The sequence below is a fragment of the Bacillus sp. HSf4 genome, from assembly GCF_029537375.1.
GTDB lineage: Bacteria > Bacillota > Bacilli > Bacillales > Bacillaceae > Bacillus > Bacillus sonorensis_A.
Genome location: NZ_CP120679.1, coordinates 183,316 through 208,230, shown reverse-complemented (window position 1 = coordinate 208,230; position 24,915 = coordinate 183,316). Strand labels below are relative to the sequence as shown.

At 43.3% G+C, this 24,915-nt stretch carries 24 protein-coding genes; 5 read left to right on the top strand and 19 right to left on the bottom strand.

Features of this window, described 5'->3' with window-relative positions; genetic code table 11:
- Nucleotides 1-444: 444 nt before the first annotated feature.
- Nucleotides 445-1,137: an aspartate/glutamate racemase family protein gene (locus P3X63_RS01185; RefSeq protein WP_077735839.1), complete on the top strand. Its 693-nt coding sequence runs from the start codon at nt 445-447 to the stop codon at nt 1,135-1,137.
- A gap of 288 nt (nt 1,138-1,425) precedes the next feature.
- Here the strand turns inward: P3X63_RS01185 and P3X63_RS01180 are convergent, their stop codons facing one another.
- Both P3X63_RS01180 and P3X63_RS01175 read right to left on the bottom strand, forming a co-directional pair.
- The gene (locus P3X63_RS01180; protein WP_277692312.1) at nt 1,426-2,478 is read right to left on the bottom strand and encodes a tellurite resistance/C4-dicarboxylate transporter family protein; all 1,053 of its coding nucleotides are present in this window, start codon (nt 2,476-2,478) and stop codon (nt 1,426-1,428) included.
- Between the two features lie 842 nt (nt 2,479-3,320).
- Nucleotides 3,321-3,965 carry a DsbA family oxidoreductase gene (locus P3X63_RS01175; protein WP_277692311.1) on the bottom strand — a complete coding sequence of 215 codons (645 nt, stop codon included), beginning with the start codon at nt 3,963-3,965 and terminating at the stop codon, nt 3,321-3,323.
- A 168-nt stretch (nt 3,966-4,133) separates the two neighbouring features.
- Between P3X63_RS01175 and P3X63_RS01170 the strand changes: the two genes are divergently transcribed.
- A complete protein-coding gene (locus P3X63_RS01170; protein WP_026585634.1) occupies nt 4,134-5,873 on the top strand; it encodes an ABC transporter ATP-binding protein in 1,740 nt (579 codons plus the stop codon).
- A gap of 62 nt (nt 5,874-5,935) precedes the next feature.
- On the opposite strand, the gene P3X63_RS01165 is transcribed toward P3X63_RS01170, so the two are convergent.
- From P3X63_RS01165 to P3X63_RS01145, 5 genes are read right to left on the bottom strand one after another with little or no spacing between them, the layout of a single operon-like run.
- Complete coding sequence (locus P3X63_RS01165; RefSeq protein ID WP_277692310.1) at nt 5,936-7,288, bottom strand: sensor histidine kinase; 1,353 nt, start codon at nt 7,286-7,288, stop codon at nt 5,936-5,938.
- On the bottom strand, nt 7,279-7,947 hold the full coding sequence (locus P3X63_RS01160) for a response regulator transcription factor (RefSeq protein ID WP_026585632.1): 669 nt from the start codon (nt 7,945-7,947) through the stop codon (nt 7,279-7,281). Before P3X63_RS01160 ends, P3X63_RS01165 begins: the two co-directional genes overlap by 10 nt.
- Before the next feature lie 14 nt (nt 7,948-7,961).
- Nucleotides 7,962-8,729, bottom strand: a complete 768-nt coding sequence (locus P3X63_RS01155; protein ID WP_277692308.1) for a lantibiotic immunity ABC transporter MutG family permease subunit — start codon at nt 8,727-8,729, stop codon at nt 7,962-7,964.
- Nucleotides 8,729-9,487 (bottom strand): lantibiotic immunity ABC transporter MutE/EpiE family permease subunit, encoded by a 759-nt coding sequence (locus P3X63_RS01150; RefSeq protein WP_277692307.1) that lies wholly within the window; start codon nt 9,485-9,487, stop codon nt 8,729-8,731. Before P3X63_RS01150 ends, P3X63_RS01155 begins: the two co-directional genes overlap by 1 nt.
- 11 nt (nt 9,488-9,498) lie before the next feature.
- On the bottom strand, nt 9,499-10,203 hold the full coding sequence (locus P3X63_RS01145) for a lantibiotic protection ABC transporter ATP-binding protein (protein WP_026585629.1): 705 nt from the start codon (nt 10,201-10,203) through the stop codon (nt 9,499-9,501).
- A gap of 246 nt (nt 10,204-10,449) precedes the next feature.
- Between P3X63_RS01145 and P3X63_RS01140 the strand changes: the two genes are divergently transcribed.
- On the top strand, nt 10,450-10,974 hold the full coding sequence (locus P3X63_RS01140; RefSeq protein ID WP_026585628.1) for a DinB family protein: 525 nt from the start codon (nt 10,450-10,452) through the stop codon (nt 10,972-10,974).
- A gap of 112 nt (nt 10,975-11,086) precedes the next feature.
- Here P3X63_RS01140 and P3X63_RS01135 read toward each other — a convergent pair whose 3' ends face one another.
- The 3 genes from P3X63_RS01135 to P3X63_RS01125 form a co-directional block, all read right to left on the bottom strand.
- Entirely contained in the window at nt 11,087-12,262 is a 1,176-nt protein-coding gene (locus P3X63_RS01135; RefSeq protein WP_277692304.1) for an MFS transporter, read from the bottom strand.
- Nucleotides 12,263-12,398: 136 nt separating this feature from the next.
- Nucleotides 12,399-12,701: an ArsR/SmtB family transcription factor gene (locus P3X63_RS01130; RefSeq protein ID WP_026585626.1), complete on the bottom strand. Its 303-nt coding sequence runs from the start codon at nt 12,699-12,701 to the stop codon at nt 12,399-12,401.
- A 148-nt stretch (nt 12,702-12,849) separates the two neighbouring features.
- Nucleotides 12,850-13,170 (bottom strand): hypothetical protein, encoded by a 321-nt coding sequence (locus tag P3X63_RS01125; protein WP_277692303.1) that lies wholly within the window; start codon nt 13,168-13,170, stop codon nt 12,850-12,852.
- 451 nt (nt 13,171-13,621) lie between these two features.
- Between P3X63_RS01125 and P3X63_RS01120 the strand changes: the two genes are divergently transcribed.
- Entirely contained in the window at nt 13,622-13,966 is a 345-nt protein-coding gene (locus P3X63_RS01120; RefSeq protein ID WP_026585624.1) for a winged helix-turn-helix transcriptional regulator, read from the top strand.
- A 33-nt stretch (nt 13,967-13,999) separates the two neighbouring features.
- Here P3X63_RS01120 and P3X63_RS01115 read toward each other — a convergent pair whose 3' ends face one another.
- Both P3X63_RS01115 and P3X63_RS01110 read right to left on the bottom strand, forming a co-directional pair.
- Nucleotides 14,000-14,560: an NAD(P)H-dependent oxidoreductase gene (locus P3X63_RS01115; RefSeq protein WP_277692301.1), complete on the bottom strand. Its 561-nt coding sequence runs from the start codon at nt 14,558-14,560 to the stop codon at nt 14,000-14,002.
- Between the two features lie 161 nt (nt 14,561-14,721).
- Nucleotides 14,722-15,423: a TioE family transcriptional regulator gene (locus tag P3X63_RS01110; RefSeq protein WP_026585622.1), complete on the bottom strand. Its 702-nt coding sequence runs from the start codon at nt 15,421-15,423 to the stop codon at nt 14,722-14,724.
- Between the two features lie 194 nt (nt 15,424-15,617).
- Here P3X63_RS01110 and P3X63_RS01105 point away from each other — a divergent pair, with 194 nt between their 5' ends.
- Nucleotides 15,618-16,307, top strand: a complete 690-nt coding sequence (locus tag P3X63_RS01105) for a DUF6273 domain-containing protein (RefSeq protein ID WP_277692298.1) — start codon at nt 15,618-15,620, stop codon at nt 16,305-16,307.
- Between the two features lie 283 nt (nt 16,308-16,590).
- Here the strand turns inward: P3X63_RS01105 and glmS are convergent, their stop codons facing one another.
- The 7 genes from glmS to rocF all read right to left on the bottom strand — a co-directional run bounded on the left by glmS (nt 16,591) and on the right by rocF (nt 24,839).
- Complete coding sequence (gene glmS / locus P3X63_RS01100; RefSeq protein ID WP_026585620.1) at nt 16,591-18,393, bottom strand: glutamine--fructose-6-phosphate transaminase (isomerizing); 1,803 nt, start codon at nt 18,391-18,393, stop codon at nt 16,591-16,593.
- 450 nt (nt 18,394-18,843) lie between these two features.
- Nucleotides 18,844-20,190 (bottom strand): phosphoglucosamine mutase, encoded by a 1,347-nt coding sequence (gene glmM / locus P3X63_RS01095; RefSeq protein WP_277692296.1) that lies wholly within the window; start codon nt 20,188-20,190, stop codon nt 18,844-18,846.
- A 20-nt stretch (nt 20,191-20,210) separates the two neighbouring features.
- Complete coding sequence (locus P3X63_RS01090) at nt 20,211-21,527, bottom strand: CdaR family protein (RefSeq protein ID WP_277692294.1); 1,317 nt, start codon at nt 21,525-21,527, stop codon at nt 20,211-20,213.
- Complete coding sequence (gene cdaA, locus P3X63_RS01085; protein WP_026585616.1) at nt 21,520-22,341, bottom strand: diadenylate cyclase CdaA; 822 nt, start codon at nt 22,339-22,341, stop codon at nt 21,520-21,522. The genes P3X63_RS01090 and cdaA overlap by 8 nt, the downstream gene beginning before the upstream one ends.
- 138 nt (nt 22,342-22,479) lie before the next feature.
- On the bottom strand, nt 22,480-23,118 hold the full coding sequence (gene rsiW, locus P3X63_RS01080) for an anti-sigma-W factor RsiW (protein WP_026585615.1): 639 nt from the start codon (nt 23,116-23,118) through the stop codon (nt 22,480-22,482).
- Nucleotides 23,119-23,131: 13 nt separating this feature from the next.
- A complete protein-coding gene (sigW, locus tag P3X63_RS01075; RefSeq protein ID WP_026585614.1) occupies nt 23,132-23,695 on the bottom strand; it encodes an RNA polymerase sigma factor SigW in 564 nt (187 codons plus the stop codon).
- A 229-nt stretch (nt 23,696-23,924) separates the two neighbouring features.
- Nucleotides 23,925-24,839: an arginase gene (gene rocF, locus P3X63_RS01070; RefSeq protein WP_077735844.1), complete on the bottom strand. Its 915-nt coding sequence runs from the start codon at nt 24,837-24,839 to the stop codon at nt 23,925-23,927.
- Nucleotides 24,840-24,915 lie beyond the last annotated feature (76 nt).

The window sequence follows — 24,915 nt, the reverse complement described above, 5'->3', positions numbered from 1 at the left end:
CTTCTGAAAATGGCTATGCTTAATCATAGTCTGATCTTGGAAAAAATACAATCGGGAATTGAAACAAGCCTTGCACGTGATGTGCAAGGCTTGCATCTCAGCTAAAATCAATCTCCTTGGCGCCGGATCGCAGATGCTGAACATGGACGAGGTACCGCTTCATCATGCAATGATCCCGACTGAAGTCTCCGCTTTCACTGATAAAGAAAGAAAAGATTGAGTAGCAATACACGACATCTTCGCAACATCCGCTCGGTCCATTTTGATGGCAATCATATGGCCTTTTGAGTAAATATAAGGATCTAAAAAGACGATTCATTTTGGTAATCCTCTCTTAATGGTTAGTTATTCATTTGCTATTAAAATGATGTGTAGTAAAATTAAGGTATTAAAGGTTTCTATTCCTATCTATTTAGTCGAACTTACGTTTAAAGGAGGATTTTTATGGCTAAAATCGGTTTGGTCGGCGGTTTAGGGCCCGAATCGACAGTTGATTATTATCAATCTATTATTAATGGCTACCAAGAAAAACATGGAAACAATAAAGTTTTACCACATCTTGTCATCAACAGCATCAATATGTATAAAGTGTTTGCGTTTATCGATGAACACAACACTCAAGGTTTAATTGATTATCTTACTAAGGCAGTTAATGAATTAGAAGCGGCCGGCGCCGAACTTGCTGCCATTTCGGCAAATACTCCACATATAGTGTTTGAACAAGTTAACCAACAAACCCGGCTTCCTATGATCAGTATTGTTGAGGAAACGGTTCAGGCTGTCCGTCAATATCATCTAAACAGTGTAGGACTAATTGGCACATGCTTCACGATGGAAAACGATTTTTTCAAAAAACCTTTCCGAAATGCAGGTATAAATGTAATTGTTCCCACCGAAAACGAACAAGCGCTAATCCATGAAAAAACAGTTGAAGAATTGGAAAACGGGATTGTAAATGAGGACACTAAAGAAGTTTTCCTAAATATTATCAATCGGATGGAAAACGAGGACCGTATAGAAGGTCTAATTTTAGGATGCACGGAGCACCCTATGCTTATTAAACCGGCAGATACCTCCCTGCCGCAATTCAACACAACAGCTATCCATGTCTCTACTCTCGTCGAACGATTAGATTAAGTTTAAAGTGTGTAGATTGGAGGTATTAGTTTGAGGGAATATATCGGTGAATGTAAAATCTGTGGAAAAGAAATTTATTGTGAAAATGGATTTTTTAATGGGGTATTACTCTCAGACCATGACTATCTTTGCTTTAAGTGTGATGAAAGGGAACAACATAAACCACAAGAAGGCTGCTAACATATTTGTCAGTAAGCTCTCTGATAATTTATGTGTGTAATATGTGAAAAGCTCGTGAACATCAGTAATTTCTGTTGCGAACGAGCTTTTGTGTTAAAGGTTAACTTTCTATTTAGCTTTTAATTTGTAATGGGTTCGTGCATTTTTATAAATTTGCTGCAGTAGACTAAAAAACACACAAATCCAAGCTGTGATTGCGATATAAACCATAAAATGGGGTATTATCATTAATTTACCGAAGTCTAATGCCTTTGATAATTGCAGTGTACTTGTTGTGTACATCGCAAGCGGAAAAACCATCCCCCAAAGCTGAGGGTCATATGAAAGTGGATAACGATTGATCAGATGTCTCCAAATCATAAGAATAAATAATAATGGAATCCACCATGTCCCAGTAATCCAAAAAAACAAAGTAAAGCCTTTTAAAAAAGGAGTAATCTCACTTAACAAGGACCAACTTTTTGCGTGAAGAATTAAGGTGGAGCCTGCTAATGTTGTGATTGCAACCGCACCCATATTAATCCAATATGGTGGTGTTAATGCTGAGAATTCAAGTTTTAAAAAAGTAAAGCGATAAAAAATTAACGTAATAATATTTAAATAAAGCATACACCCGAGAAAATACATACATAATGTAAAAAATAAAACAGCAACTTTTACATTGTCTACATATGGGGTAAGAAGCGTACCTAGGATGGAAATAGACTGTGTTGCAACAGCAGCTATTAGCCATGCACCATTAATTCCCTCTGAGACAGAAGGTTTATTTTTTCTAATCGTAACAGCTGTGAAGAAGGTGTACATGATAAGTAACCACAATAGGATTGCAAGTACCCACAAATAGACAGCAATTGAATATTGTTCAGTAACGACAATAATCTGACTACCGAACACACATGTTCCGGCAACATACGTAAAGAAACCGGGTCCACGAGTATGACTAGTGATATCTACTAGCATTCTTGGAAAAAAGAAATAAATGCGCAGGAGAGTAAGCACCCATAAAGCAATGTAAGCAACTATATTCACGTATAACAAAAGCTTTGCAAAGATTGTCATACCAAGAAGGTAAGATCCGATAGACAAGGCACCAGTCGCCATAACTAGTGCAAAATATCCTGGAAATAAATCTTTTAAATGAATTTTTATATACCGTAACACAGGCTCACTCCTAATTCACTATTTCACTAACCTTAACTTAGTTTTATGTTGTTTTTCTCGACTAATAAAAAGAAATGTAGATCCAAACTTCCTGCAGGCGGCTTATTAATTGTAAAGGCGATAACAAATTCTATCAAAGCGCAGATCAGTAACGATACCCCCATCATTAAGACACTATATTCAAGCTTTTTTAAAACAAAATCCTCCAAATAATTATTCCATTCTTGATGATTAATATAAAAATTATAACAAATATACAAACGAACAACTGTTAGTTATATCATTAACATACATGTCTAATAACAAATTTAGCATTAAAACATTTGAAAGAAAAACAATCTCCCGGGTTTCAAAGGATAAAGATATTTAAGGGTGATAGTGTAATTGGATGATATTTACAACAACTAATCTTCGATAATTCTTATTCGTAACAAACCAAAGTCATTTACTGTGTATTCAGCTTGATATGTTTGCCTAACTGAAGAGCCTGTAAATGAATGAATACATCTAAGCGATCGTCTTTTTCTCTGTCTTCCTCACGTCCCAGCAAGAGTAAACTTCAATATCTTCGTCCTCGGCAATATTTAAATTGGTATAGTTGAATAACGCCCTTATGTCATTTCCGGGCTGATGCAAACAGCCGTTGCCTCATATACAAATAGCTTGCTGCATATTGTTTTGGCCATTTCGTACCCTTGATCAATCTCGTCGATATCAATCAAACCTTCTTCTGTTTGATTCCGAAAACTCCCCAGCGGAAGCTCCTTACCGTGTCTTCTCTCTTCCTTCCTGTATAAAAAAGAACCCTGTTAAAGGGTTCTTCAAATCGATCATATTCCTGCTTAGCAGCTGTTTCCGTCAAGATCGCACTGCAAGCCGTCAACAGACTTTTGTTTGCTTTCCTTTTCAATTACCTGTTCAAACACTTCCCGAGCTGCAGCTCCGGCGATCCGCTCATTGCCGATGATAAAAGTCGGGACGGCTGTAATTCCGGCTTCTTCATAGGCATGCCTTAGCGCCTGCCGCTGTACGTCTTGATACTTTCTTTCAGCCAAAGCGTCATGAAATGCCTGTTCATCCAGTCCCGCTTCTTTGGCGAGTGTTGTTAACACATCGATATCGCCGATATTTTGGTCTTCTTGGAAAAACGCTTTGTAGACCCGGTCATTGTACGCTTTCTCTTTGCCATGCTCTTTCGCAAAGTGGTAACCTTCATGGGCCAAATCTGTATAAGGATGCGGAGAGACATTCGGGAGCTTCATATCGACGCCCCACGCTTCAATTCTCGGCTTAATGGCGCCGTCCCACATCGCCAATTTTGACGGATCGTTTAAAGGATCAAGCTGCTCCGTTGGACGCGGCCTCAGCTCGAACGGCAGCCACTCGACTTCAACATCCTTCCCTTCGATCGCTTTCTCAAACTGGTCTTTTCCAAGAAAACAAAACGGGCAGACGTAATCTGAATAGACTTTAATGTTCAAGGTCATGTTTTTTGTTCCTTTCTCATTTGTAACTACACAAGTTACATTATGTAATAATAATAGTTACACCTCTTTCATCTGTCAACCTTAAAGTTAAATAAAAAAAACGGCAGGCTTGGAAACCTTTTGCCGCCTATCTCGTAGTATGATTCGTTACAGAAAGGAGGCAAGCAAATGAAAACAGAGAACAAACCAACCAGCATAAAACCGTTCTTCTCATTGATTCTCTCATCCAACGTCCCTAAACTCGCATTAGCAATCGGCTTAAGCACAAGCCTGATTACGACATTGGTGGGGCTGTCCATCCCGCTTTTAACGAGGGAAATGGTTGACGGCTTTTCCGCCCAATCGATCAACATCGCCTTAGCGGGAATCCTCGCGCTCGTTTTTATCATTCAAGCGATTTGCGACGGGTTTTCCACCTATTTTCTTGCCTATGCCGGGCAAAAAGTCGTCGCTTCCTTGCGTGAGCGGATGTGGTTTAAATTGCTGCGACTCCCCGTTCGGTACTTTGACGAAAAGACGAGCGGCGAAACCGTCAGCCGCGTTGTCAATGATACCGGCATCGTGGAAGACTTAATATCCGACCATTTTCCGCAATTCATTTCAGGGATGATCACGATTATCGGAGCCGTTGTCATTTTGCTGATCATGGACTGGAAAATGACGCTCCTCATGCTGATTGCCGTTCCGATTACAACCGTGATTATGATCCCGCTTGGTATGAAGATGCACAACATCTCGAAAACGATGCAGGATGAAACCGCCGCCTTTACGGGGAATGTCCAGCAGACATTAAGCGAAATCAGACTGATGAAAGCATCCAACGCGGAGGAGACAGAAAAAATGAAAGGGTTATCAGGGATTTCAAAGCTGTTTGAATACGGCTTGAAAGAAGCCCGTATTTTTGCGCTCGTCTCTCCGTTCATGCACCTTGTGATCATGATTGTCATCGTTGCTATCATCGGCTATGGCGGCATCCGCGTCGCCGACGGAACGATGTCGGCAGGCTCGCTTATCGCGTTTTTGCTTTATCTCTTTCAAATCATTTTTCCGATTACATCATTTACAATGTTTTTTACTCAGCTGCAAAAAGCAAAAGGCGCCACAGAACGGATTGTCGACATTCTCAATACGGAAGAAGAGGCAGGACAGAAAGGGATCGAACGCGATATTGCGAATCAGCCGATACGCGTTGAACATGTTTCTTTCTCCTACAGCCATGATGAACCCGTCCTGCGCAATATCTCCTTTGATGTCGAACCCGGGCAAATGATCGCCTTTGTCGGTCCGAGCGGCGGCGGGAAAACAACGATGTTCGGCCTGCTCGAACGCTTTTATGAACCGGATTCAGGCGTGATTAAAATCGGAGACACACCCATTCACGAACTGTCGATGAAATCGTGGCGCAGCCAAATCGGCTACGTCTCCCAAGACAGCCCGATGATGGCGGGGACAATCCGTGAGAACCTTTGCTACGGATTGGACAACGCCGGCGAAATTGACGATCAGAAGCTATGGGAAGTCGCAGAAATGGCCTTTGCCGCTGAATTCATCAAACAGTTTCCAAACCAGCTGGATACAGAAGTCGGTGAACGCGGCGTCAAGCTCTCAGGCGGACAGAGACAGCGCATCGCTATCGCCCGCGCCTTCCTGCGCGATCCGAAAATTTTAATGATGGACGAAGCGACAGCCAGCCTTGACAGCCAGTCCGAAGGCATTGTCCAGCAGGCCCTCACCCGCCTCATGAAAGGACGCACAACCTTCGTCATCGCTCACCGCCTCTCGACGATTGTAAACGCGGATCAAATTTTGTTTATCGAAAAAGGCGAGATTACCGGGATGGGACGGCATCATGAGCTGGTTGCTTCGCATGCGCTGTATCGGGAGTTTGCGGAGCGGCAGTTGACGTAGGTTTTCCTCGAATATAAAGGAGTTTCAATTGATAAATGCGGGACTCCTTTATGATTTTTTGATTAATCCTTCGAAAGAACAGGTATCTCCACCAATACCTCTCCGTTGTTGTTAGCATTATTATCAAGCTTCATTCTTCCATTATGCTGCTTGATGACCTTTTCGGTAAACGTTAATCCCAATCCATAATGGCTGTTATTCGTCCGTCCAAAGTTTTCGGTGTAAAAAAGTTCAGTACCTTTTTTTAGAGCTTCTTCCGAAAAACCGGGTCCTTGATCGATGATAACAAATTGAATATGGTCTTTATCCTGCTTGACGATCATTTGCACTTTTTTAGGCGGCGGTGTTCTTTCTATTCCGTTTAATACAATATTATTGATTGCTCGAATAAGCAGGATGACGTCTATATAAAGGCTAGCCTCTTTATGTGTCCAATCTTCGACAATGATATTATTGCCCAAGCTTTTAACTTCGGCTTTTAGCTTGCATAAGAAATCGGTTACCGATACTTCTTCCATATTCGTATTGGCTTGTTTGTTGTCCAGGTTGATATCGATCACTTCCTGAATGTATCGTTCAATCTGCTGTATAGAATTTATAATGTCGCTCAAATTTTCCTTCTCGTCCTCATCTCCCATTGCTTCCAAAAGTTCTATATTCCCTTTTATCACAGTCAGCGGAATTTTTATATCGTGGATTAAATAACTGATCTGTTCTGCCTTTGAATTGGTAATCTCAATTTCCTTCTGAATGGATTTAACAAGCGCTTTTGATAAACTCTCCATTGCGCCCATTACATCTTTGTACTCATTAAACCGAACTCGCGGAAATTCGATATTTAAGTCTCTTTCTTTTATTTTACGGGCTACTTGGATAAGCTTTTGGTTTTCTTGGACAATCATTCGAGAAAAACTTCTGATATACCAAACTAAATAAACACAATAAATTAAGATTGAAAAAACGGATAGCCATACGCCAGGGTTCGGAAATACCCTTCTTAATTCAATATTGGCGAATTGAATTTTTAAACTATAATGAATCAAAATCGTTTCATAGCGACTGTCATACCTTATAAAGGAGCTCATGTTATCCTGACTAGGATGCTGATAAGCTTCTCTTGCTTTTACTTTATTTCTTGAGCTCATATTACTCTTTACGATTTTGTTTGTTTGCTTATTGAAAACGGCGTAATCCAGTTCTGGAGGAATGATGCTGGGATCAATATAATCGGCGCTTTCAACTTTACTCTGTATGTTTTCCGCTTTTTTTATCGGTTCGTTCGCCGGGAGAAAAAGTTGATGATTGAGTCCCCAAGTTACGAACCCGATATTCAGAGCCAACATTAACAAACCTGCAAAACCTAATTTTATGATCCATTTAACAAAATAAGCCGATAACGTATTCCTTATTCCCATATGTACCCCACACCCCAGACCGTACTGATAGGGGCTAAATTGAACTGGGCAATTTTTTTCCTTATGACTCTGATATGTTCAACAACCGTTGAAATTTGAGAATCGCTTTCTATTGAATAGACAGACTCATAGATATCTTCTTTGGAAAAGATTTTCCCTTTGTGTAATGCAAGCAGTTCACAAATTTTGTATTGAGTTTTAGTAAAGCTTACTTCCTCCCCTTTGATCATTACTTTTTTCGCTTCTAAATCAATCAGAATGTCACCATCGATAAATACACTTTTAACCCCCTTTTTCGGTCTTGCCTCCCGCCTTAAATGGGCCTCAATACGGGCATTCACTTCATGAATGCTGAATGGCTTTACAATATAATCATCTCCGCCAATGGATAAACCTTTAATTATTGAAGATTCATCACTTTTGGCAGTCATAAAGATGATCGGTATATCAATTAAAGACCTCATCTTCTCACAAATTTTAAATCCATCTTCATCCGGCATCATGACATCTAATAAAATGAGGTGATATTGATTCAATTCCTCTATCGTCATATCTTTTATACTTTGCAAAGTTGTAACCTCATGTTTTTTTAAGCTCAGCATTTTCCTGATCAGTCTTAGAATTGCAGCATCATCATCAATCGCCAAGATTTTGGCCATATTTGAACCACCCTTTAATCGTTTGTTTTCCTACCTGACCACCTATTTATCCAAACGATACTTAGTAGAATTATGCCTGTTGTCATAAGTAAAAAAGAATAACCTCCCATTAGAATTGTGGGATTACCCACCGGTTTTACATCTTTGATTTTCAAATACTCCGTTACATATTCTCCGAATCGGTTTGCCCACGCCCAAGGCAGGAGCCACCAGATTTTATCTCCTATTGTGGTCAAGCAAAGAGCGGTGATTATCACTCCTCCAAACCCGCATATACTGCACATCCCTATCCCATAATTATAACCAACGACTTGATAGAAGAAATATTGAAAGATGGAAGCTCCTGCAAAAATCATACCTGTTACATAGTAGAGAGAAAGGTCAACCTCATCGACGCCGGCCAGTTGTTTCAGAGCCAGGGTATAGATTGATATTGTTAAAAACAGTGCAGCAGTATAAAAGAATATCATCATTGTTGTTTGACTGATGAATGAAACGGTCCTGCTCTGAATCAATCCAAGTATATTTTGAAAATGGCCTGCCTCATTTTCAGAATCGGCCACCAGCCCGCAAATAATCGAAATGATGACCGGTGTACCGACTCCAATTAATTCGAAAAAAATGAGATAGCTTGCTTCCGCACCTACGGGTACATTCCTGAATAAGAAGTACATCACCAAAGCACCAGATAAAACGAGCGGAATGCTTAAGTGGGATAATAAAAATATACTTCGCTTTCTTTTTTTACATTCGCCCAGCAAACATCTGTAAAATTGCAGCATTAGTTCACCTCAAGTTTATTCAACGACTTAACCGTAATCAAAGTAAGGATAGTAAAAAGTGTAATGCTTAAAACTAGAGCGGTTGGAATTACTGAATAGCTCAGAAGTTCGTCATTTTGCGGCAAAGGGATTCCGTTTGAGTGCAGTTTCGTTAACGGCATTTGCACTCTTAAATGCCAGCTGTATGGAACAAACCACCAATATTCCGTAGGGGCAAAAACTGAACCTAGATTTAAATGAAGCATGCTATTTAACAGTAAGGTGATAAAAAGATTCGTTTTTCTAGAAAGCCACAAGCAAAACGGGATCTGCCATAGTGAAGTGATAAACATCAGGATCACCGCTAAAATACAAGAGGCAAGTGAAACCAAGTATGGACTTGTCTTAACCAGCAAACTCGTTAGGATGATAAAAATGATTAACAGAAGAGACCCTAGCCCCATTAATCCAGTTGTCAATAAAACTCTGCTCATTTCCTTTTTTTGAAGATCTATGGGTAAGCCAATAATCGTTTTAAAATTCGTCGATTTTTTTTCGAGATGATTTAAAAGCCCAGTGGAAAGGGCTGCAAACACGGATAGCCATAATATTCCCCAATGATTAATGATCGTTTCTGCACTCAGCCTTACGATCTCCGGACCGCCTAGAAAATTAAAACCTAGTGCAAGAATGGAACATATTAGGGGTATCACCAACAACATTTTTCTAATCATTGTTCTTTTTGTTTTTATGATTTCTGATTTTAAATATAAATACATTCGGCAACCTCCTATCGGGCTCTATGCTTTCGCACAACATCTGTAAATAGATTTTCTAAGTTATCATATGAATGATATTTACCTTCATAACCGAGTATTCCATTGCTGATAATGCCGACATCATCAGCTAAATGTTCAACTTCCGATAACAAGTGGCTGGATAAAAGAACGGTCATTCCCTGCTTCGGAAATGAAGCGATCAATTCTCTTAATTCTTGAATCCCAATAGGATCCAATCCATTAGTAGGCTCATCTAAAATTAATAGCTTGGGACGATTCAAAATGGCAAGGGCAATGCCAAGTCGTTGTTTCATTCCCATAGAAAAATTCATCACTTTTTTACTTCCCGTATTTGTTAACCCAACAATTTGAAGAACCTCCTGAATTCGCTCTTTTGGCAGGCCGAGAATCGTATTTATCACCTCAAGATTTTCTATAGCAGTTAAATTCCCATAAAGCGGAGCATGTTCAATTAAAGAACCGATATAAAGCAAATCTTTCCTTGTCCACTGATTTCCATTGAAAATTACCTCTCCTGATGTTTGTTTGAGCAAACCGGATATTATTTTTAGCGTCGTTGACTTACCTGCCCCATTTGGCCCCAGCAGGCCGTAAACAGTGTTCTTTCTTACATTCATTGATACACCGTTTAAAACAATCGACTTTTTGTATTTCTTGGTTAAGTGCCTCGTTTGCAAAATAAACTCATGATTCATCTTCAAATAACTCCTTTTCGCCTTTATAAAAAGAGTTTAGCAATTAAAAATCAAGACTCTTCCAACATTAAAAAAATGGTTAAACCAATTGTTCAACCATCTGTCTGAGTTGTTCTATTCGTCAGAAAAAAGCCGACTCTATGTTTCTGTTTTCCACACAATCAATTAAAATAAAATGTAATTCAAACCATACCGCTTCATTAATCCAAAAGCTTTTATTTTAAATTGTTAAAGGAGGTCATAAACATGAACTTTCAGCTTGATGAAGCAATCGAAATCCTCGAACGCACGCCGGAAACGCTGAGTCAGTTGCTGACTAGATTATCGCGTGAGTGGATCAGCAGTGATGAAGGCGAGGGTACCTGGAACGCCTTTGATGTCGTGGGACATTTAATCGAAGGTGAAAAAAACAATTGGATTCCGCGGATCGAGATGATCCTGACAAAAGGAGAAACGGAAACATTTCCGCCCTTCGACCGCGTCGGGCAGATGCAGCAAAACGCCGGGAAGACCATTGAGCAATTACTTGGCGAGTTTGCGGCGCTCCGCCGGGAGAACCTGAAGACATTACGGCAACTCGTTGATTCAGAAACCGACTTCGAACAAACGGGAGTGCACCCCGAATTTGGAATCGTCAAGCTTAGAGAACAGCTCTCGACATGGGTGGCCCACGACCTCACTCACATCTCGCAAATCGCAAGGGTGCTGGCAAAGCGGTATCAGGACGATGTCGGACCTTGGAAGGCTTATTTGCGGATTTTGGCGGACTAACAAAAACATCCGCTCGCGTCTGTAACGAGCGGATGTCAGATTTTTCGATTTGTCGGGCTGCAAGAAGCAAATGAATATGACAATGAAACCATTGAATCTTCAAGGCAAGGTATTATTGATTGATTTCTTTTAAATGTGGCGCTTTCTGTTTAAAATGGGACGTCATCAAAGCAGCGACAATCGCGATCATAACCCCCAATGCACCAATCCAGGTGATCGAAGCCAATGATACGTTCTCTACAAAAATCCCCCCTGCTCCTGCACCTACAGCCATGGCAAATTGCATCATCGACTGATTGATGCCAAGCAATACACCTGATAATTCCGGTTCGATTGTAGCCAGATGATATTGCTGTGTCGGGCCGGTAGACCATGCGGCAAACGACCATAGAATGAGAATCACCAACACACCGATATAGGAATGGGTGACAAGCGACAGCAAAATCAGTGTGATGACATGTAATGTCATCCCGCCGACGAGTGTAAAGGGCACTCCCCACTTATCTGTGCTGTATCCTCCAAACTTCGATCCAACCAAGCTGGCGATGCCAAAAATCAGCAGAACGCCGCTCAGCAAATGGCTGCTTATCCCTGAAACGGTCAGGAGATATGGTGATAAATAAGTATAAGCAACGGAATATCCCCCGAGCCAGAAAAAAGTGATCGATAACCCCATCGCAACTTTTCGCTTCTTCAAAAGGGAAAGCTGTTGACGTATAGGTACGGGCTTATCTCCTTCCGTATGCGGAATCATAAAGGAAATAATGATCATTGCGATGAATCCCAATAGAGCAATTCCGCCAAATACAGATTTCCAGCCCAACGTCTCCGCTGTCATTCTTCCGAGTGGAACACCAATGATGAGGGAAGCGGTAAATCCCATGACGACAGTAGCAATCGCACTGCCCTGCTTACCTTCAGGCGCGATCTTGGCGGCAATCGTCAATGCGGTTACAACAACCATACCTGCCCCCATCGCCATTATGACCCGTGCTGCAATAAACCATCCATAACCAGGCAGGACAAAGGCGAGGATATTTCCAACCACAAATAAACCGAGTGCATAAATCATGATTTTCCGTCTATCCATGCTTCCGGTCAGCGCCATGAGAATCGGTGTGAAAATAGCATATACAAGTGAAAAGATCGTAATCAGCTGGCCCGCAGCAGCTAATGTGATCCCAAGTGTATGAGCAATCTGATCCAAAATACCGGAAATGATGTACTCTGAGGTTCCTACCAGGAAGCTCACAATGGCTAAAATATAAATTTTCCAGGTGTTAGACATCAATGTTCACTCCTTCATCATTATGAATCAACATATCGCGAAATATCGATATTTTGATTTAAAAAAAATAAACACATCGCAATATGTCGATGTATAGGGCGTAAAAATAAACACCTTGAGATGTTTATTTTTATCATCATATCTCTGTTTTCAGAAAGTCAGCAAGTTTTTCAATGGCCTCTTCGTCTCTTTTGTAGTACGTATACTTTCCGATTCGTTCCGCCTTAATCAGGCCGGCTCTTAAAAGGATGGTAAGATATTGGGAAGCCGTTGATTGCGTCATTTTCAATTTGTCAGTGATTTGGCTGACACAGACCCCGATTGTGTTCATATCAATCCCTTCATGGGGTGTAAAATGACGATCAGGCTCCTTCAGCCATTGCAAAATCTGCAGCCTTGATTCATTTGATAACGCCTTGAAAATTTCAATTGGTTCCATAGGAATCATTATATCGTAATATCCCGATATGTCAATATGTGTTTACACCAAAACATCCCTTTCCCATGATGACCAATTCTATTCGGGCCATTAGCCTGCCCAAAACGGTGTTGTCCGCAGTTTAAATCCCCGTCAGCACGATCCCCGCCTATTCCTGCTCGATAAACAGATACTTCTCTGGACTTCCCAAAACAGAAAACAGCCCCGCGAATATCTTCCACCCCCGGATCGGACTTCCGCATCTAAACTTCAGCACTTCTCCTTCATCTAAAGTAAACCTTAATATTTGGCTTGTGCACCAATCAATTTTCACTTGGATAGTATGTTCGCCAGGCGGTAAATCCATTCGCACACTCTCTCCATCTTTGATTTTTCCTGCCTCAACCCCATCAATCAGTACAGAAAATCCTCTCCATTTATTCATGTACTGTGATGTCCTGCTCACTTCAATGTATGTCTTTTGATTCATGATTACACATCCTCAGGAATTTTAAAATCTATTATAAGAGCATCAATAAGACCGGCTCCCTATCTACGGGCTTTTTAACCCCTTTTAAGATTACCAAAAAAAGGCCGCGTGATCTATTGGTTTCTAACGAGACTGAACCCGACAGCCTATGATATAACCTATCAGTGAAAATAATAGAATGAAAAAATATGATCGCTTGATCGTTAAAACACATTTCTATGCTCTTTTTCAGCTCTCCATCATCAGGTAGAGTCAGAAGCTTCCCTCCGGAAATGAGCTTCTCGTTTTCACCTAAGGAAAAGCCATTCAGACATAAGCAAGCCGTTCCGCGGCATTGTCTCAACTGCGTTTATGAAGGCAGCATGATGGAAAGCGATCTTGCTTTACATCCTTTCCTTAAGATTACATAATGATCTATTGTAGGACATTTTTTCAAAGGAGAGTGTATGTGATGCGAAGTGAAACCGGAAAAACGTGTGTTCCGACTGGCGTTGACCTCAAGGACACGGGCTTTGGATATACGTTATCCTTAATAAGCGGCAAATATAAAATGATCATTATTTATTGGCTGTCTGAAAACAAGGTGATGCGGCATAATGAGCTGAAGCGAAGCATCGGTACCATTTCCTTTAAAACGCTCAGCATCATGTTAAGGGAGCTGGAGGCAGACGGCCTTATCATACGAAGAGAATTCCCTCAAATACCTCCAAAGGTTGAGTATTCATTATCTGAACGCGGTCTTTCTCTTGTTCCTTTGTTGAATATGATGTGCGAGTGGGGAGAGAAAAACAAATAGCCGGCTCTTTAGGGCCTCTTTTTTATGCTCCCATTACAGGCTGTCAATAAAATTCAAATAATCTTGTGCGCTTTTTTCCAATTCGCTTGCGCCAGGTGCATGTTCTTCTTCTTCGTTTCCGCCGGGATTGCTTTCTTTGCCGTAAAACGCAAAGAACGAGCGATAATCGGCATTGCAATACAGAAATGTCGTTTCAAACGGAACTAATATTTGCTCGAGCGTATATCGGTATCTTCCGGTTTCACGATAATCTTCTTTTTTGATTCCGGCAGTTACACCTAAAGCCACTTTGCGATTCTTTAATTGATTCCCGCCATTTGAACCGTAAGCCCATCCATAAACCAAAACATCATCAAGCCATTTTTTAAGAAGAGGCGGACAATTAAACCAATGGATAGGGAACTGAAGCACAAGGTTACCATGGGATTCAACCAATGTTTGCTCTGCTTTTACATCTATGTTTCCATCAGGATAAACCGTGGACAATTCGTGGACAGTATACTTTTCCGGATACTTTTGGAGTTCTTTTACCCAACGCCTATTAACGACTGATGTTTCGATCCTTGGGTGTGTAACGATAACAAGAGTTTTCAAAGACTTGCCCTCCTAAAAGGATATTTTCATTCTGAGTATAAAGGGCACACGGAAAATATGTAAGTATGCACTTTTACTACAGGTACTTACATAGAGGTAAGCATCAAGCGGTTCCAGCTATCGTTTATCTTTTATATCAAGGTGAAATCAGCGCTATTTCGTTACATAAGGTCCAACACATTGCAAAGCTCAATCAGCTGATGCACGCCGCGTAATTGCTCGCGGTTACGCTTATTGATGCTGGAAAGCGCCTTTTCCAAGACTTTTTTCACTTGTTCAAGACTCTGGTTTTCAATAGCCTCCACAAATTCTTCCATGTGTTTGAGAAAATAGACGGTCTTTCTCAGTGTGCTTATGAGGAGGATCTTTCGTATGTGCAGAGGCGTGAACAGCCGATAACCATTCTCCGGATCACGTTTTGGAGTCAATAACCCTTCCTTTTCCCAATGGCGGATCGCTGATGCGTTCACCTTCGTAAAGTCTGCGGCTTCACCAATTGTCATCATTTGTTTTATATTTGTTTCGTCAGTCGGCAACTCCAAGTTCTCTATTAACGCCAAGGTCTGATCTGCAGAGTTTTTTTCTTGTTGCAGGTTGGCTTGTTCTTTGTTGACAAGCCAAAACGCTTTGTCCATCTCAGCGTTTTGTATGGATCGCAGTACTTCACAGGTGACCCCCACCCCAAAGCCGGCAAACATGGTACGCAGACACCGAAAGTAAGCGAAGTGCACCTTAGTATAGAGGCGATAGCCGTTGACATCCCGAGCGGGTTTGGGAACCACTCCCCAGGATTCGTAGTGCCGCAACGCGCTTGTGCTGATGTTGAGTTCTCTGGCAATCTCAATCGGTTTGTAGTAACGCATCTCTTCTTCTTCCTTTCATCATCACAAGTGTAAATTTCACGATACCCCATGCACAAACCTTAGAGAAAAACATTAAAGTATATTGATAAAGTTTTTTATATTGATATGAAGAAAATCAAGGGTATGCTGACTTAACCTTCGCACTTGCATAAATGTTATACAATGAAACTAGATATGAAATGGAGGAGATTTCATTGGTAAGTGATCATATTGCTTCAACACCGCATTGGAATGCAAAGCCCGGCGAAATCATTACTTTTGGCACTTATCCGCAGACTGCTGACGGCACAGACAGATCGCCGATCAAGTGGCGGGTGCTGAAACATTCAGGTAAAGAGCTGTTCATTGTGAGCGAGTACATTTTGGATTGCAAGCGGTATCACGGCAAGTCCGTAAATATGACGTGGCGTGATTGCGTAGATATTACCTGGCGTGACTGTGATTTGCGCAAGTGGCTGAACGATGAATTCTATCACACCGCATTCAATACCGCCGAAAAAGAATTGATAAAAACGACTTATTGCACGGACAACGGAGAGAGCAGCCAGGATACAGAGGACAAGATTTTTTTGCTTAGCGTTAGCGAGATAAAGAATTTATCTGATATACTCGGCAACGATTTTCGGCGCGCCGTTGGAACGGACTTTGCCAAAACGAAAAAACCCGATGGATGCAACTTATATGTGTACGATAAAACGAATAAAAATGACTATATCATCAGAAACGGCGAAGAATTCGGCTGTTCCTGGTGGTGGCTGCGAACTCAAGGAAACAAGCCTTCGCGCGCGTTTTTTATCGGGACAAATTTCAGCATTCGCAGCTATGGAAACAACAGTATAGCTGGTTATGGTGTTCGTCCCGCTTTAAACATCAATCTTCAATGATAAGTTCCACAGGCTTCGTGGGAAGACCCCATTTCGCCGTGATAAACATAACACAGTATAGCTGAGAAATTGGACTTTTTACATCCTGATGAAAGAGTTCTAAGTGAGTTCCTTCAAACGAATCCCTCGTTTCTGTGGATTTACCGACTTCTCAACTCTATTCATTATAGCAGGTTGTCCTTTTCCTTCTTCTCCATCACACGTATTGTCTAGCATGTAGTCTCCAGAAAATAAAAAATATCTACCCATGCTTTCATGGGTAGATATTTTGCGAAGTGAACGCCTATTCCACCGTCACACTCTTCGCCAAGTTTCTTGGCTTATCAACGTCACAGCCGCGGTGCAGTGCTGCGTAGTATGCGATCAGCTGCAGCGGGATGACGGAGACGAGCGGTGCGAGCTCCGGATGCACTTCAGGCAGGACGAAGCGGTCGTCTGCTTCTTCCAGACCTTTCAGGGAGATCACGCAAGGGTTGGCGCCGCGGGCGGTCACTTCTTTGACGTTTCCGCGGATGCTTAAGTTGACGTGTGCCTGTGTCGCAAGAGCGATGACCGGTGTGCCTTCTTCGATCAAAGCGATCGTGCCGTGCTTCAGTTCGCCGCCGGCGAAGCCTTCAGCTTGAATGTAGGAAATCTCTTTCAGCTTCAGGGAGCCTTCAAGGCAGACGAAGTAGTCGAGTCCCCGGCCGATAAAGAAGGCATTGCGAGTGACGGTCAAGTATTCACGCGCGATCATTTCCATTTCATCCTTTTGGTCGCAAAGGGCTTCCATCGCGTTTCCGATGATGCCGAGCTCTTTAACAAGGTCAAAGCCGAGTTCATTGCCGCGGCTTTCCGCAGTGACGGCCGCCAGGATGGCCAAAACGGCGATTTGCGCTGTGTACGCCTTCGTTGATGCAACCGCGATTTCCGGTCCGGCATTCAGCAGAAGCGTGTAGTCCGCTTCACGGGAAAGCGTTGATCCCGGTACATTTGTCAGCGTCAGCGCTTTGTGGCCGAGCTCTTTTACCTGTACGAGAACGGCGCGGCTGTCAGCCGTTTCTCCGCTTTGAGAGATAAAGATAAACAGCGGGTTCTCAGAAAGCAATGGCATGTTGTAAGAGAATTCGCTTGCGACATGAACTTCAGTCGGAACTTTTGCCCATGTTTCAATGAATTGCTTACCGACAAGACCGGCGTGGTAGCTCGTTCCGCAGGCGATAATATAAACGCGGTCAGCGTCAGCCACGGCTGCGGCGATATCTCCCGGAATGGAGAGCTTGCCGTTTTCATCCTGGTATGTTTGAATGATTTTCCGCATGACGAGCGGCTGTTCATCGATTTCTTTTAACATGTAGTGAGGGTATGTGCCCTTCTCGATATCGCTGGCATCAAGCTCTGCAATATAAGAGGCACGGGACATGATTTCACCGTCAAGGTTTTTAATCATGACCTTTTTGTCAGTGACAATCACCATTTCTTTATCCATAAGCTCCACATATTCATTTGTCACTTGAAGCATTGCCATCGCATCAGACGCGACAACATTGAAATTGTCTCCAAGGCCGACAAGAAGCGGGCTTTTATTTTTCGCAACATAGATGGTTTCTTTGTTTTCATGATCGAATAATGCAATCGCATAAGAGCCTTTGAGCAGCATGAGCGTTTGGCGGAACGCTTCTTCAGTGTCAAGACCTTTGTTGACGAATTGTTCGATCACTTGCACAACAACCTCTGTATCCGTATCACTTTTAAGGGTTACACCTTGCAGATATTCGCGTGTCAGCTGAACATAGTTCTCGATGACACCGTTATGCACAAGTGTAAAACGGCCTGATGCGCTTTGATGCGGGTGAGCGTTTAAGCGGCTTGGCTCTCCGTGGGTTGCCCAGCGTGTATGTCCGATTCCCGCCTGGGATACCACGTTTTCATCAACGGCTGCGCGCAGATCGGCAATGCGGCCTTTCTCTTTGAATACGTGCACGCCGTCTTCGTTCGCTACAGCGATTCCGGCTGAATCGTAGCCGCGATACTCCAATTTTTCCAAGCCTTTTAATAAAATTTCCTTTGCATCAAGCTGGCCAATATAACCTACAATACCACACATATGTTTCTTCCTCCTAAAGTCGCAGGCAGGAGACGAAGAAAGTCTGCTTTTAAGGCGGGGACATTTCTCCGTCCCCTCCTACATGTTTTTATTTGTTGGAAGATCATGCGATTTCCCTTTGTTCAAAGAGTCGCCTCTTTGGTTTGAGGAAATCCTTGCGGCTGTGATCTTTGAGGTCAGCCGGGAGGCATCCGCCGAATACTTCGATAACCTCCATCCTCGTCAACTAAGCTTTGTCATCCGTACGCTTAGTCCGGGCGCTATAACTATCAAAAATTCTCTCTACCCTGCCTTTCCTTTTAAATAAAACAAGACAAGCTGATTTTACTACACGCATAATTGAACCGTCAAACAATTTTTAAAATGGTTCACATTTTTTTCAAGATTGCACCGGTTCCCTTTATCGTATGCCGAATCAGCTTGTCTTGTTCATTCGTCTTTTGCGGAAAATTACTCCGCTCCCATTTCCGCCTTCACGACATCGACAATGCGGCCTACATATTGCTCGCAAAGCTCCTTCGTTCTGGCTTCGGCCATCACGCGGACAAGCGGCTCCGTTCCTGACGGACGCACGAGGATGCGGCCGTCGCCGTTCATTTCCTGCTCCACCTGTTCGATGACGGCTTTAACTTTTTCGTTCTCTGTCACTTTATATTTATCCGTCACTTTGACATTGATCAAAAGCTGCGGAAACTTCTGCATTTCCGCCGCAAGCTCTGATAACGGCTTGCCCGTCATCTTGATCGTGTTCATCAGCATGATCGCTGAGAGCAAACCGTCTCCAGTTGTGTTGTAATCAAGGAAAATCAGATGTCCGGACTGTTCACCGCCGAGCGTAAACCCGTCTTTTTTCATCGCTTCCACTACATAGCGGTCGCCGACAGCGGTTTGAACGCTTTTAATGCCTTCCGCATCAAGCGCCTTGTAAAAGCCGAGGTTGCTCATAACGGTTGAAACCACGGTATTGTCTGCTAAACGGCCTTCATTCTTCAAATACTTCGCACATATGTACATGATTTGATCGCCGTCGACAATATGTCCTTTTTCATCCACAGCGATCAAACGGTCGCCGTCTCCGTCAAACGCCATGCCGACGTCCGCTCCCTTTTCTTTCACAAATGCCGCCAGAGCTTCTGGGTGTGTCGATCCTACCCCGTCATTGATATTTAATCCGTTCGGAGACGTCCCCATCGTTGAGACATCTGCGTCAAGATCGGCAAATAAATGGGTTGCAAGCGACGATGTCGCCCCGTGTGCGCAGTCGAGCGCGATATGAATGCCTGTAAAGTCCTCATCGGCAGTCTGCTTAAGAAATTGCAGATATTTCTGTCCGCCTTCAAAATAGTCGTTAACCATTCCGAGATCAGCGCCGACCGGTCTTGGGAGAGTATCTTCCGGCTGATCCATCAGACGCTCGATTTCAAGCTCCTGTTCATCGGACAGCTTGAAGCCGTCGCCGCCGAAAAACTTGATACCGTTGTCTTGGACAGGGTTGTGGGAAGCCGAGATCATCACTCCCGCTTCAGCATCCATGGCTTTTGTCAAATATGCGACACCGGGCGTCGAAATGACGCCAAGGCGCATGACCTCCGCTCCTATCGAGAGGAGACCGGCGACAAGGGCCCCTTCCAGCATATGTCCGGAAATACGTGTGTCACGGCCGATCAGCACTTTGGGACGTTCTTTATCTTTTGTTAGGACATATCCGCCAAAACGTCCGACTTTAAAGGCCAGCTCGGGTGTAAGTTCACTGTTTGCCACACCTCTCACACCGTCTGTTCCAAAATACTTGCCCATTAATATCGCTCCTTTTTGATTCATGAAGGTTGTGAATCTGTTTCAGAATGATCCTGTTCTTTTTCATCCTGACCTTTGTCATTTTCTTTTTGAGATGTTTTAGAAGAAATTCTCACTTTAATGCTCTTCTGCGGCAGCGACCACGCTACATTCTGCGGTCCGTTCACTTCAAGCTTGACATCGTGCTCACCGTCATCGAGATCAGCCACATTGATATACAGCTCTATGTCTGACGGCTGCAGATTTTCAATCGAGGCCTCAGACCCCTTTGCCGTAATATCAAGCTTACCCGTCTTTGGGTCGAGAAACTCGAGGTTGCGGCTGTCATTCAGCCCAACGGCCTTGATTGAAACGTTTTTCAGTTCTTTGTCCTCTTCCTTGTCTACTTTCACTTTAATCTTGACTTTTTCGGGCGACACTTTTTTAGCGCCGTCAGGCACCGGAACATCAGCTTCCAATTCAGTGTCATCTTTAATTTTACTTAAATCAAGCTCAGGGCCGTCGACAAATTCTAACGAATCGAGAACATTTTCCGGTCCGTAGACCGTTACTTCACCCGGGTTTGTATCCACACTGGATATGCTGATGCCGTCCGGAAGGCTCCCTTTCCGATCAAGTTTGATCGGGACCTTTTTGCTGGGGCTTGTAACCGGAACGGTGATGTTGACGACGGAAGGATCAACCTCCACCGGAAGAACATTGCCGTCCCGGTCATAGACCGTCAGCTTGGCCTCCCTTTCAACCGATTGATCGATGCCTTCCAAATTAATCGTCGCTTTTATGCTTGCTATTCTGTCGATCACGGCTTTGGAGCCTGTGACACTGACGTTTTTCGGATTGACAATCGGCTGTTCCGGCGTGTAGCCGTCTTTCATTTTGTTTTTATTGTAAAAGTCGACTTCAACCGGAAACTCTTTCGACGTTTTTTCTTCGATCGTCACAGTCGTTACCGATGGATTGATGGAGATGCTTAGCCCGTCGGCAACGTTTCTGGCTTTCAGTTCGACTTTGTGTCTTCCTGTCTTCAAGTCCTGCATGTCTGCGTAGACCTCAAAATCCTTAACCTGTCTTACTTTCTTTACAGTTCCTGTCGGCCCTTTGATCGTGACATTCACGGTTTGCGGTACGCCTGTAACAACGTAGTTTTCATCATCATAATACGCCTTTACAGGTATATCGGTGAGCGTTGCTTCATCTGTCGTCGTTGTCGGGAAAAACGATTCACCTGGTTTCTTCGGGGTCGGAGCTTGCGCACTGTGGACCGCAAAGTAAAGCAGGAACGCGAACAATAACGCGACAACCTTGACGGCCCAAGGATTGTTTAAAAACTTATCCATTTTTCTTCGCCCTCCAATACCAGCGATTTGAGGAAGCTTCCCGCGAATTTTTCTTGAACTCCGCCTCAAGCATGTTCGTCAAAGCTTCTTCCGATAAATCACGATGAAGGTCCCCGTTTCTGGCAACGCTGATTCCGCCGGTTTCTTCGGATACGATGATCGTCAAGCTGTCGGTCACTTCACTGATCCCTACCGCCGCCCTGTGCCTCGTGCCGAGCTCTTTAGAAATAAAAGGGCTTTCCGACAGCGGAAGGTAGCAGGCGGCTGCGGCCACCTCGTCATTTTTCATAATCACAGCGCCGTCGTGAAGCGGTGTATTCGGAATAAAGATGTTGATCAATAGTTCAGAGCTGACCTTTGCATTCAAAGGAATCCCCGTTTCTATGTAATCGCCCATTCCGGTTTCCCGTTCAATGGTTAACAGAGCACCGATGCGCCGTTTCGCCATATATTTGATCGCCTTTGTAATCGCATCGATCGTTTTCTGCTGCTGCTCTTCTTCAGGGGTTCCGCTCCGGGAAAAAAACCGTCCCCGTCCAAGCTGTTCCAGCGCTCTCCTTAATTCAGGCTGGAATATGATGATAATTGCCAAAAACCCCCATGTTATCGCCTGGTCAACCAACCACTGCAGGGTGCTTAAGCCTAAATATTGACTGGCCAGCCGGACGAGAACAATGACTACGATTCCCTTCAAAAGCTGAACCGCCTTCGTCCCGCGGATGACCATCATTAATTTATATATTACGTACCAAACAAGGAGAATATCAACGGCATCGCCGAGGTACTGCAAGAAAGGGATATCCTCAAAAGCCATTTCCTCGTCCTCCAAGAATTCAGTCATTAGTAAAGTTAATATGTTACAAAATCGTATGATATTTATACAGAGGCTATTATAGCACAATTTGATTTTCCAAGTGAAATGACTGCCTTCCCTAAAAAAAGAGCAAAGCCCCTAATGTCCGCTTTGCTCTTGATCTTTCGAGTGACCCCCGCCGAAAACCGCTTTTCCTGTTGACTTGATTTTGTACCAGATCCAGTCAAACACCTTATTGACTTCGTGGATCTGACCGGTGACTTGTCCGGCTGAAGCCGTATATTTTTCTCCGTTTACAATGGTTACGTCGCCATCTATTTTACCTTTTATAATCAGCTTGCCGTTTTTCACGGTTACATCGCCTTTGACAACTTCGCCCTCAGGTACGATGACCGTGTTGTTTTTCACGACGAGATTAGGCTGGCTGGACACACTGAAGTCGTGGTCATTTTGCCAGCTCGAAAAAAAGCTGCCGCCCATTAAAATCACAAATAAAGCTGCCGCCACAATAAACGGGTGGGCTTTCAGCCATCTGTTAATGGACACCGTCCGCTTTTCCTTCGGCAGATTTGCCAGCACATTAGCTGTAAAGTTTGCCGGAGCTGTAAGATGCGACGTGCTTTGCACTAGAGCGATAGACTTCTCCATTTCACGAAGGTGTTTTTTGCACCTTTCACATGATTGCAGATGCTCTTTTAGTCGCGTTTCATCTTCGGGTAGAATGTCTCCGTCAAGATATTTATGCATAAGCTGAACAATGTGCTCCGGACAGCTCATTTCATCACCCCACTTAAAGATCCCTTAATTGTTTTCTGAGAGCCTCTCTGCCCCTGTGTATTCTCGTTTTTACAGTTCCCACGGGAATATTTAAAATTTCACTGATCTCAATGAGTGAGAGCTCATCAATGTACTTTAATACGATGACCGTCCTGTATTTATCGGGAAGCCTTAAGATTTTTTCCTGAATGGTGCTGTGCAGCTCCAAAGAAATCACTTCATCCTCTGGAAGCGCAGCATCCGCCGCAACTTGGGAATACATCGTCAGTCCTTCTGTCCCTGCCACCTCTGCATCCAAATAATAGTCCGGCTTTTTTTTGCGAATGCGGTCGATGGTTAAATTGGTTGCGATTCGATAAAGCCACGTGGAAAACTTCCGGTTGATATCAAAACTGTCGATATTCACGTATGCTCTAATAAATGCTTCCTGCGCAATATCTTCCGCTTCATGCGCATTGCCGAGCATACGGTAGCAAAGCTGATAAATTTTGTCTTTATAGATATCCACGATGTCTGCAAATGCGTTACGGTCGCCTTTTTTCACCTGTTTGATTCTCTTTTTTATCATTGTTTCCATATTTATCTAACCTCTGCCTTCACCGGTCTTTATGTATACGAATTGATTTTTAAAAGGTTTCATGAAATGCATAAAAATATTTTATCAAATAAATGACAGGGTGTAGACGGTTTCCGCTGGATCGAGCGCTTAATATTAGCTTAAAATTATTATACGTAGTAAATAGATTGAATCCGAGACATATGCCGATTATAACAGCGGCCTCCGTAAGCCGCTGCCAATGTAATGTTTATAGTAACTTTTCGCCAAACAATGATCCCATTAAAGCAACTGCCGCTTCCGCGGTTTTGTTTTTCTCATCAAGGATCGGATTGACTTCAACAAACTCAGCCGATGTAATCAAATTGGATTCCTCAAGCATTTCCATCGCCAAATGACTTTCACGATAGCTGATCCCTCCTGCTACAGGAGTCCCGACGCCAGGTGCATCATGCGGATCAAGACCATCTAAATCAAGCGACAAATGAACGCCGTCCGTCCGGTCACGCAGATAATCAATCGTTTCCTCCATCACCTTCGTCATACCGAGGCGATCAATTTCATGCATCGTATACACTTTGATTTCTTTTTCACGGATCAATTTCTTTTCCCCATCATCAAGAGATCTCGCTCCAATGATGACGATGTTTTCCGCTTTGATTTTGGCACCTTTTCCACAGAGACCGGTCAGCTCCTTATGGCCGATCCCCAGGCTGATGGCCAGCGGCATTCCGTGAATATTGCCTGAAGGAGACGTTTCCCTTGTATTTAAGTCTGCATGCGCATCATACCAAATGACACCCAGATTTCGATAATGTTTCGCAAGCCCGGCAAGCGTGCCGATCGCAATGCTGTGGTCTCCGCCAAGCACGAGAGGAAATGAATCTTTTGCAACGATCTCGTCAACGGTGTTAGCAAGTTTCAAACTCGCTTTTGTAATCGCTTTCAAATTTCGTAATTCCTCCGCGGCTTCTTCTCCGCCTTCCTTCTCATCCTCTCTCTGCCCGATTGTCAAATCTCCCAAATCTTCAATCTCGCGGAAAAGGCATTCCAAACGTTCATTTACCCCCGCACAGCGGATCGCGCTCGGTCCCATATCGACTCCCCGCCTCAGCTGTCCGAGATCCATCGGCACACCAACCATTGAAATCCGTTGTTTTAACATGTGTGTATCCCCCTTTCAGACCTTCATTGTACCGTCCAATACAAAATTGACTCAACACGACATGTTTTTGAATAGT

Bases quoted from the DNA above. Each gene is read 5' to 3' on its own strand.
- P3X63_RS01185 (WP_077735839.1), top strand. From the start codon at position 445: ATGGCTAAAATCGGTTTGGTCGGCGGTTTAGGGCCCGAATCGACAGTT.
- P3X63_RS01175 (WP_277692311.1), bottom strand. From the start codon at position 3,965: ATGACCTTGAACATTAAAGTCTATTCAGATTACGTCTGCCCGTTTTGT.
- P3X63_RS01170 (WP_026585634.1), top strand. From the start codon at position 4,134: ATGAAAACAGAGAACAAACCAACCAGCATAAAACCGTTCTTCTCATTG.
- P3X63_RS01165 (WP_277692310.1), bottom strand. From the start codon at position 7,288: ATGGGAATAAGGAATACGTTATCGGCTTATTTTGTTAAATGGATCATA.
- P3X63_RS01160 (WP_026585632.1), bottom strand. From the start codon at position 7,947: ATGGCCAAAATCTTGGCGATTGATGATGATGCTGCAATTCTAAGACTG.
- P3X63_RS01155 (WP_277692308.1), bottom strand. From the start codon at position 8,729: ATGCTGCAATTTTACAGATGTTTGCTGGGCGAATGTAAAAAAAGAAAG.
- P3X63_RS01150 (WP_277692307.1), bottom strand. From the start codon at position 9,487: ATGTATTTATATTTAAAATCAGAAATCATAAAAACAAAAAGAACAATG.
- P3X63_RS01145 (WP_026585629.1), bottom strand. From the start codon at position 10,203: ATGAATCATGAGTTTATTTTGCAAACGAGGCACTTAACCAAGAAATAC.
- P3X63_RS01140 (WP_026585628.1), top strand. From the start codon at position 10,450: ATGAACTTTCAGCTTGATGAAGCAATCGAAATCCTCGAACGCACGCCG.
- P3X63_RS01135 (WP_277692304.1), bottom strand. From the start codon at position 12,262: ATGTCTAACACCTGGAAAATTTATATTTTAGCCATTGTGAGCTTCCTG.
- P3X63_RS01130 (WP_026585626.1), bottom strand. From the start codon at position 12,701: ATGGAACCAATTGAAATTTTCAAGGCGTTATCAAATGAATCAAGGCTG.
- P3X63_RS01125 (WP_277692303.1), bottom strand. From the start codon at position 13,170: ATGAATCAAAAGACATACATTGAAGTGAGCAGGACATCACAGTACATG.
- P3X63_RS01120 (WP_026585624.1), top strand. From the start codon at position 13,622: ATGCGAAGTGAAACCGGAAAAACGTGTGTTCCGACTGGCGTTGACCTC.
- P3X63_RS01110 (WP_026585622.1), bottom strand. From the start codon at position 15,423: ATGCGTTACTACAAACCGATTGAGATTGCCAGAGAACTCAACATCAGC.
- glmS (WP_026585620.1), bottom strand. From the start codon at position 18,393: ATGTGTGGTATTGTAGGTTATATTGGCCAGCTTGATGCAAAGGAAATT.
- glmM (WP_277692296.1), bottom strand. From the start codon at position 20,190: ATGGGCAAGTATTTTGGAACAGACGGTGTGAGAGGTGTGGCAAACAGT.
- P3X63_RS01090 (WP_277692294.1), bottom strand. From the start codon at position 21,527: ATGGATAAGTTTTTAAACAATCCTTGGGCCGTCAAGGTTGTCGCGTTA.
- cdaA (WP_026585616.1), bottom strand. From the start codon at position 22,341: ATGGCTTTTGAGGATATCCCTTTCTTGCAGTACCTCGGCGATGCCGTT.
- rsiW (WP_026585615.1), bottom strand. From the start codon at position 23,118: ATGAGCTGTCCGGAGCACATTGTTCAGCTTATGCATAAATATCTTGAC.
- sigW (WP_026585614.1), bottom strand. From the start codon at position 23,695: ATGGAAACAATGATAAAAAAGAGAATCAAACAGGTGAAAAAAGGCGAC.
- rocF (WP_077735844.1), bottom strand. From the start codon at position 24,839: ATGTTAAAACAACGGATTTCAATGGTTGGTGTGCCGATGGATCTCGGA.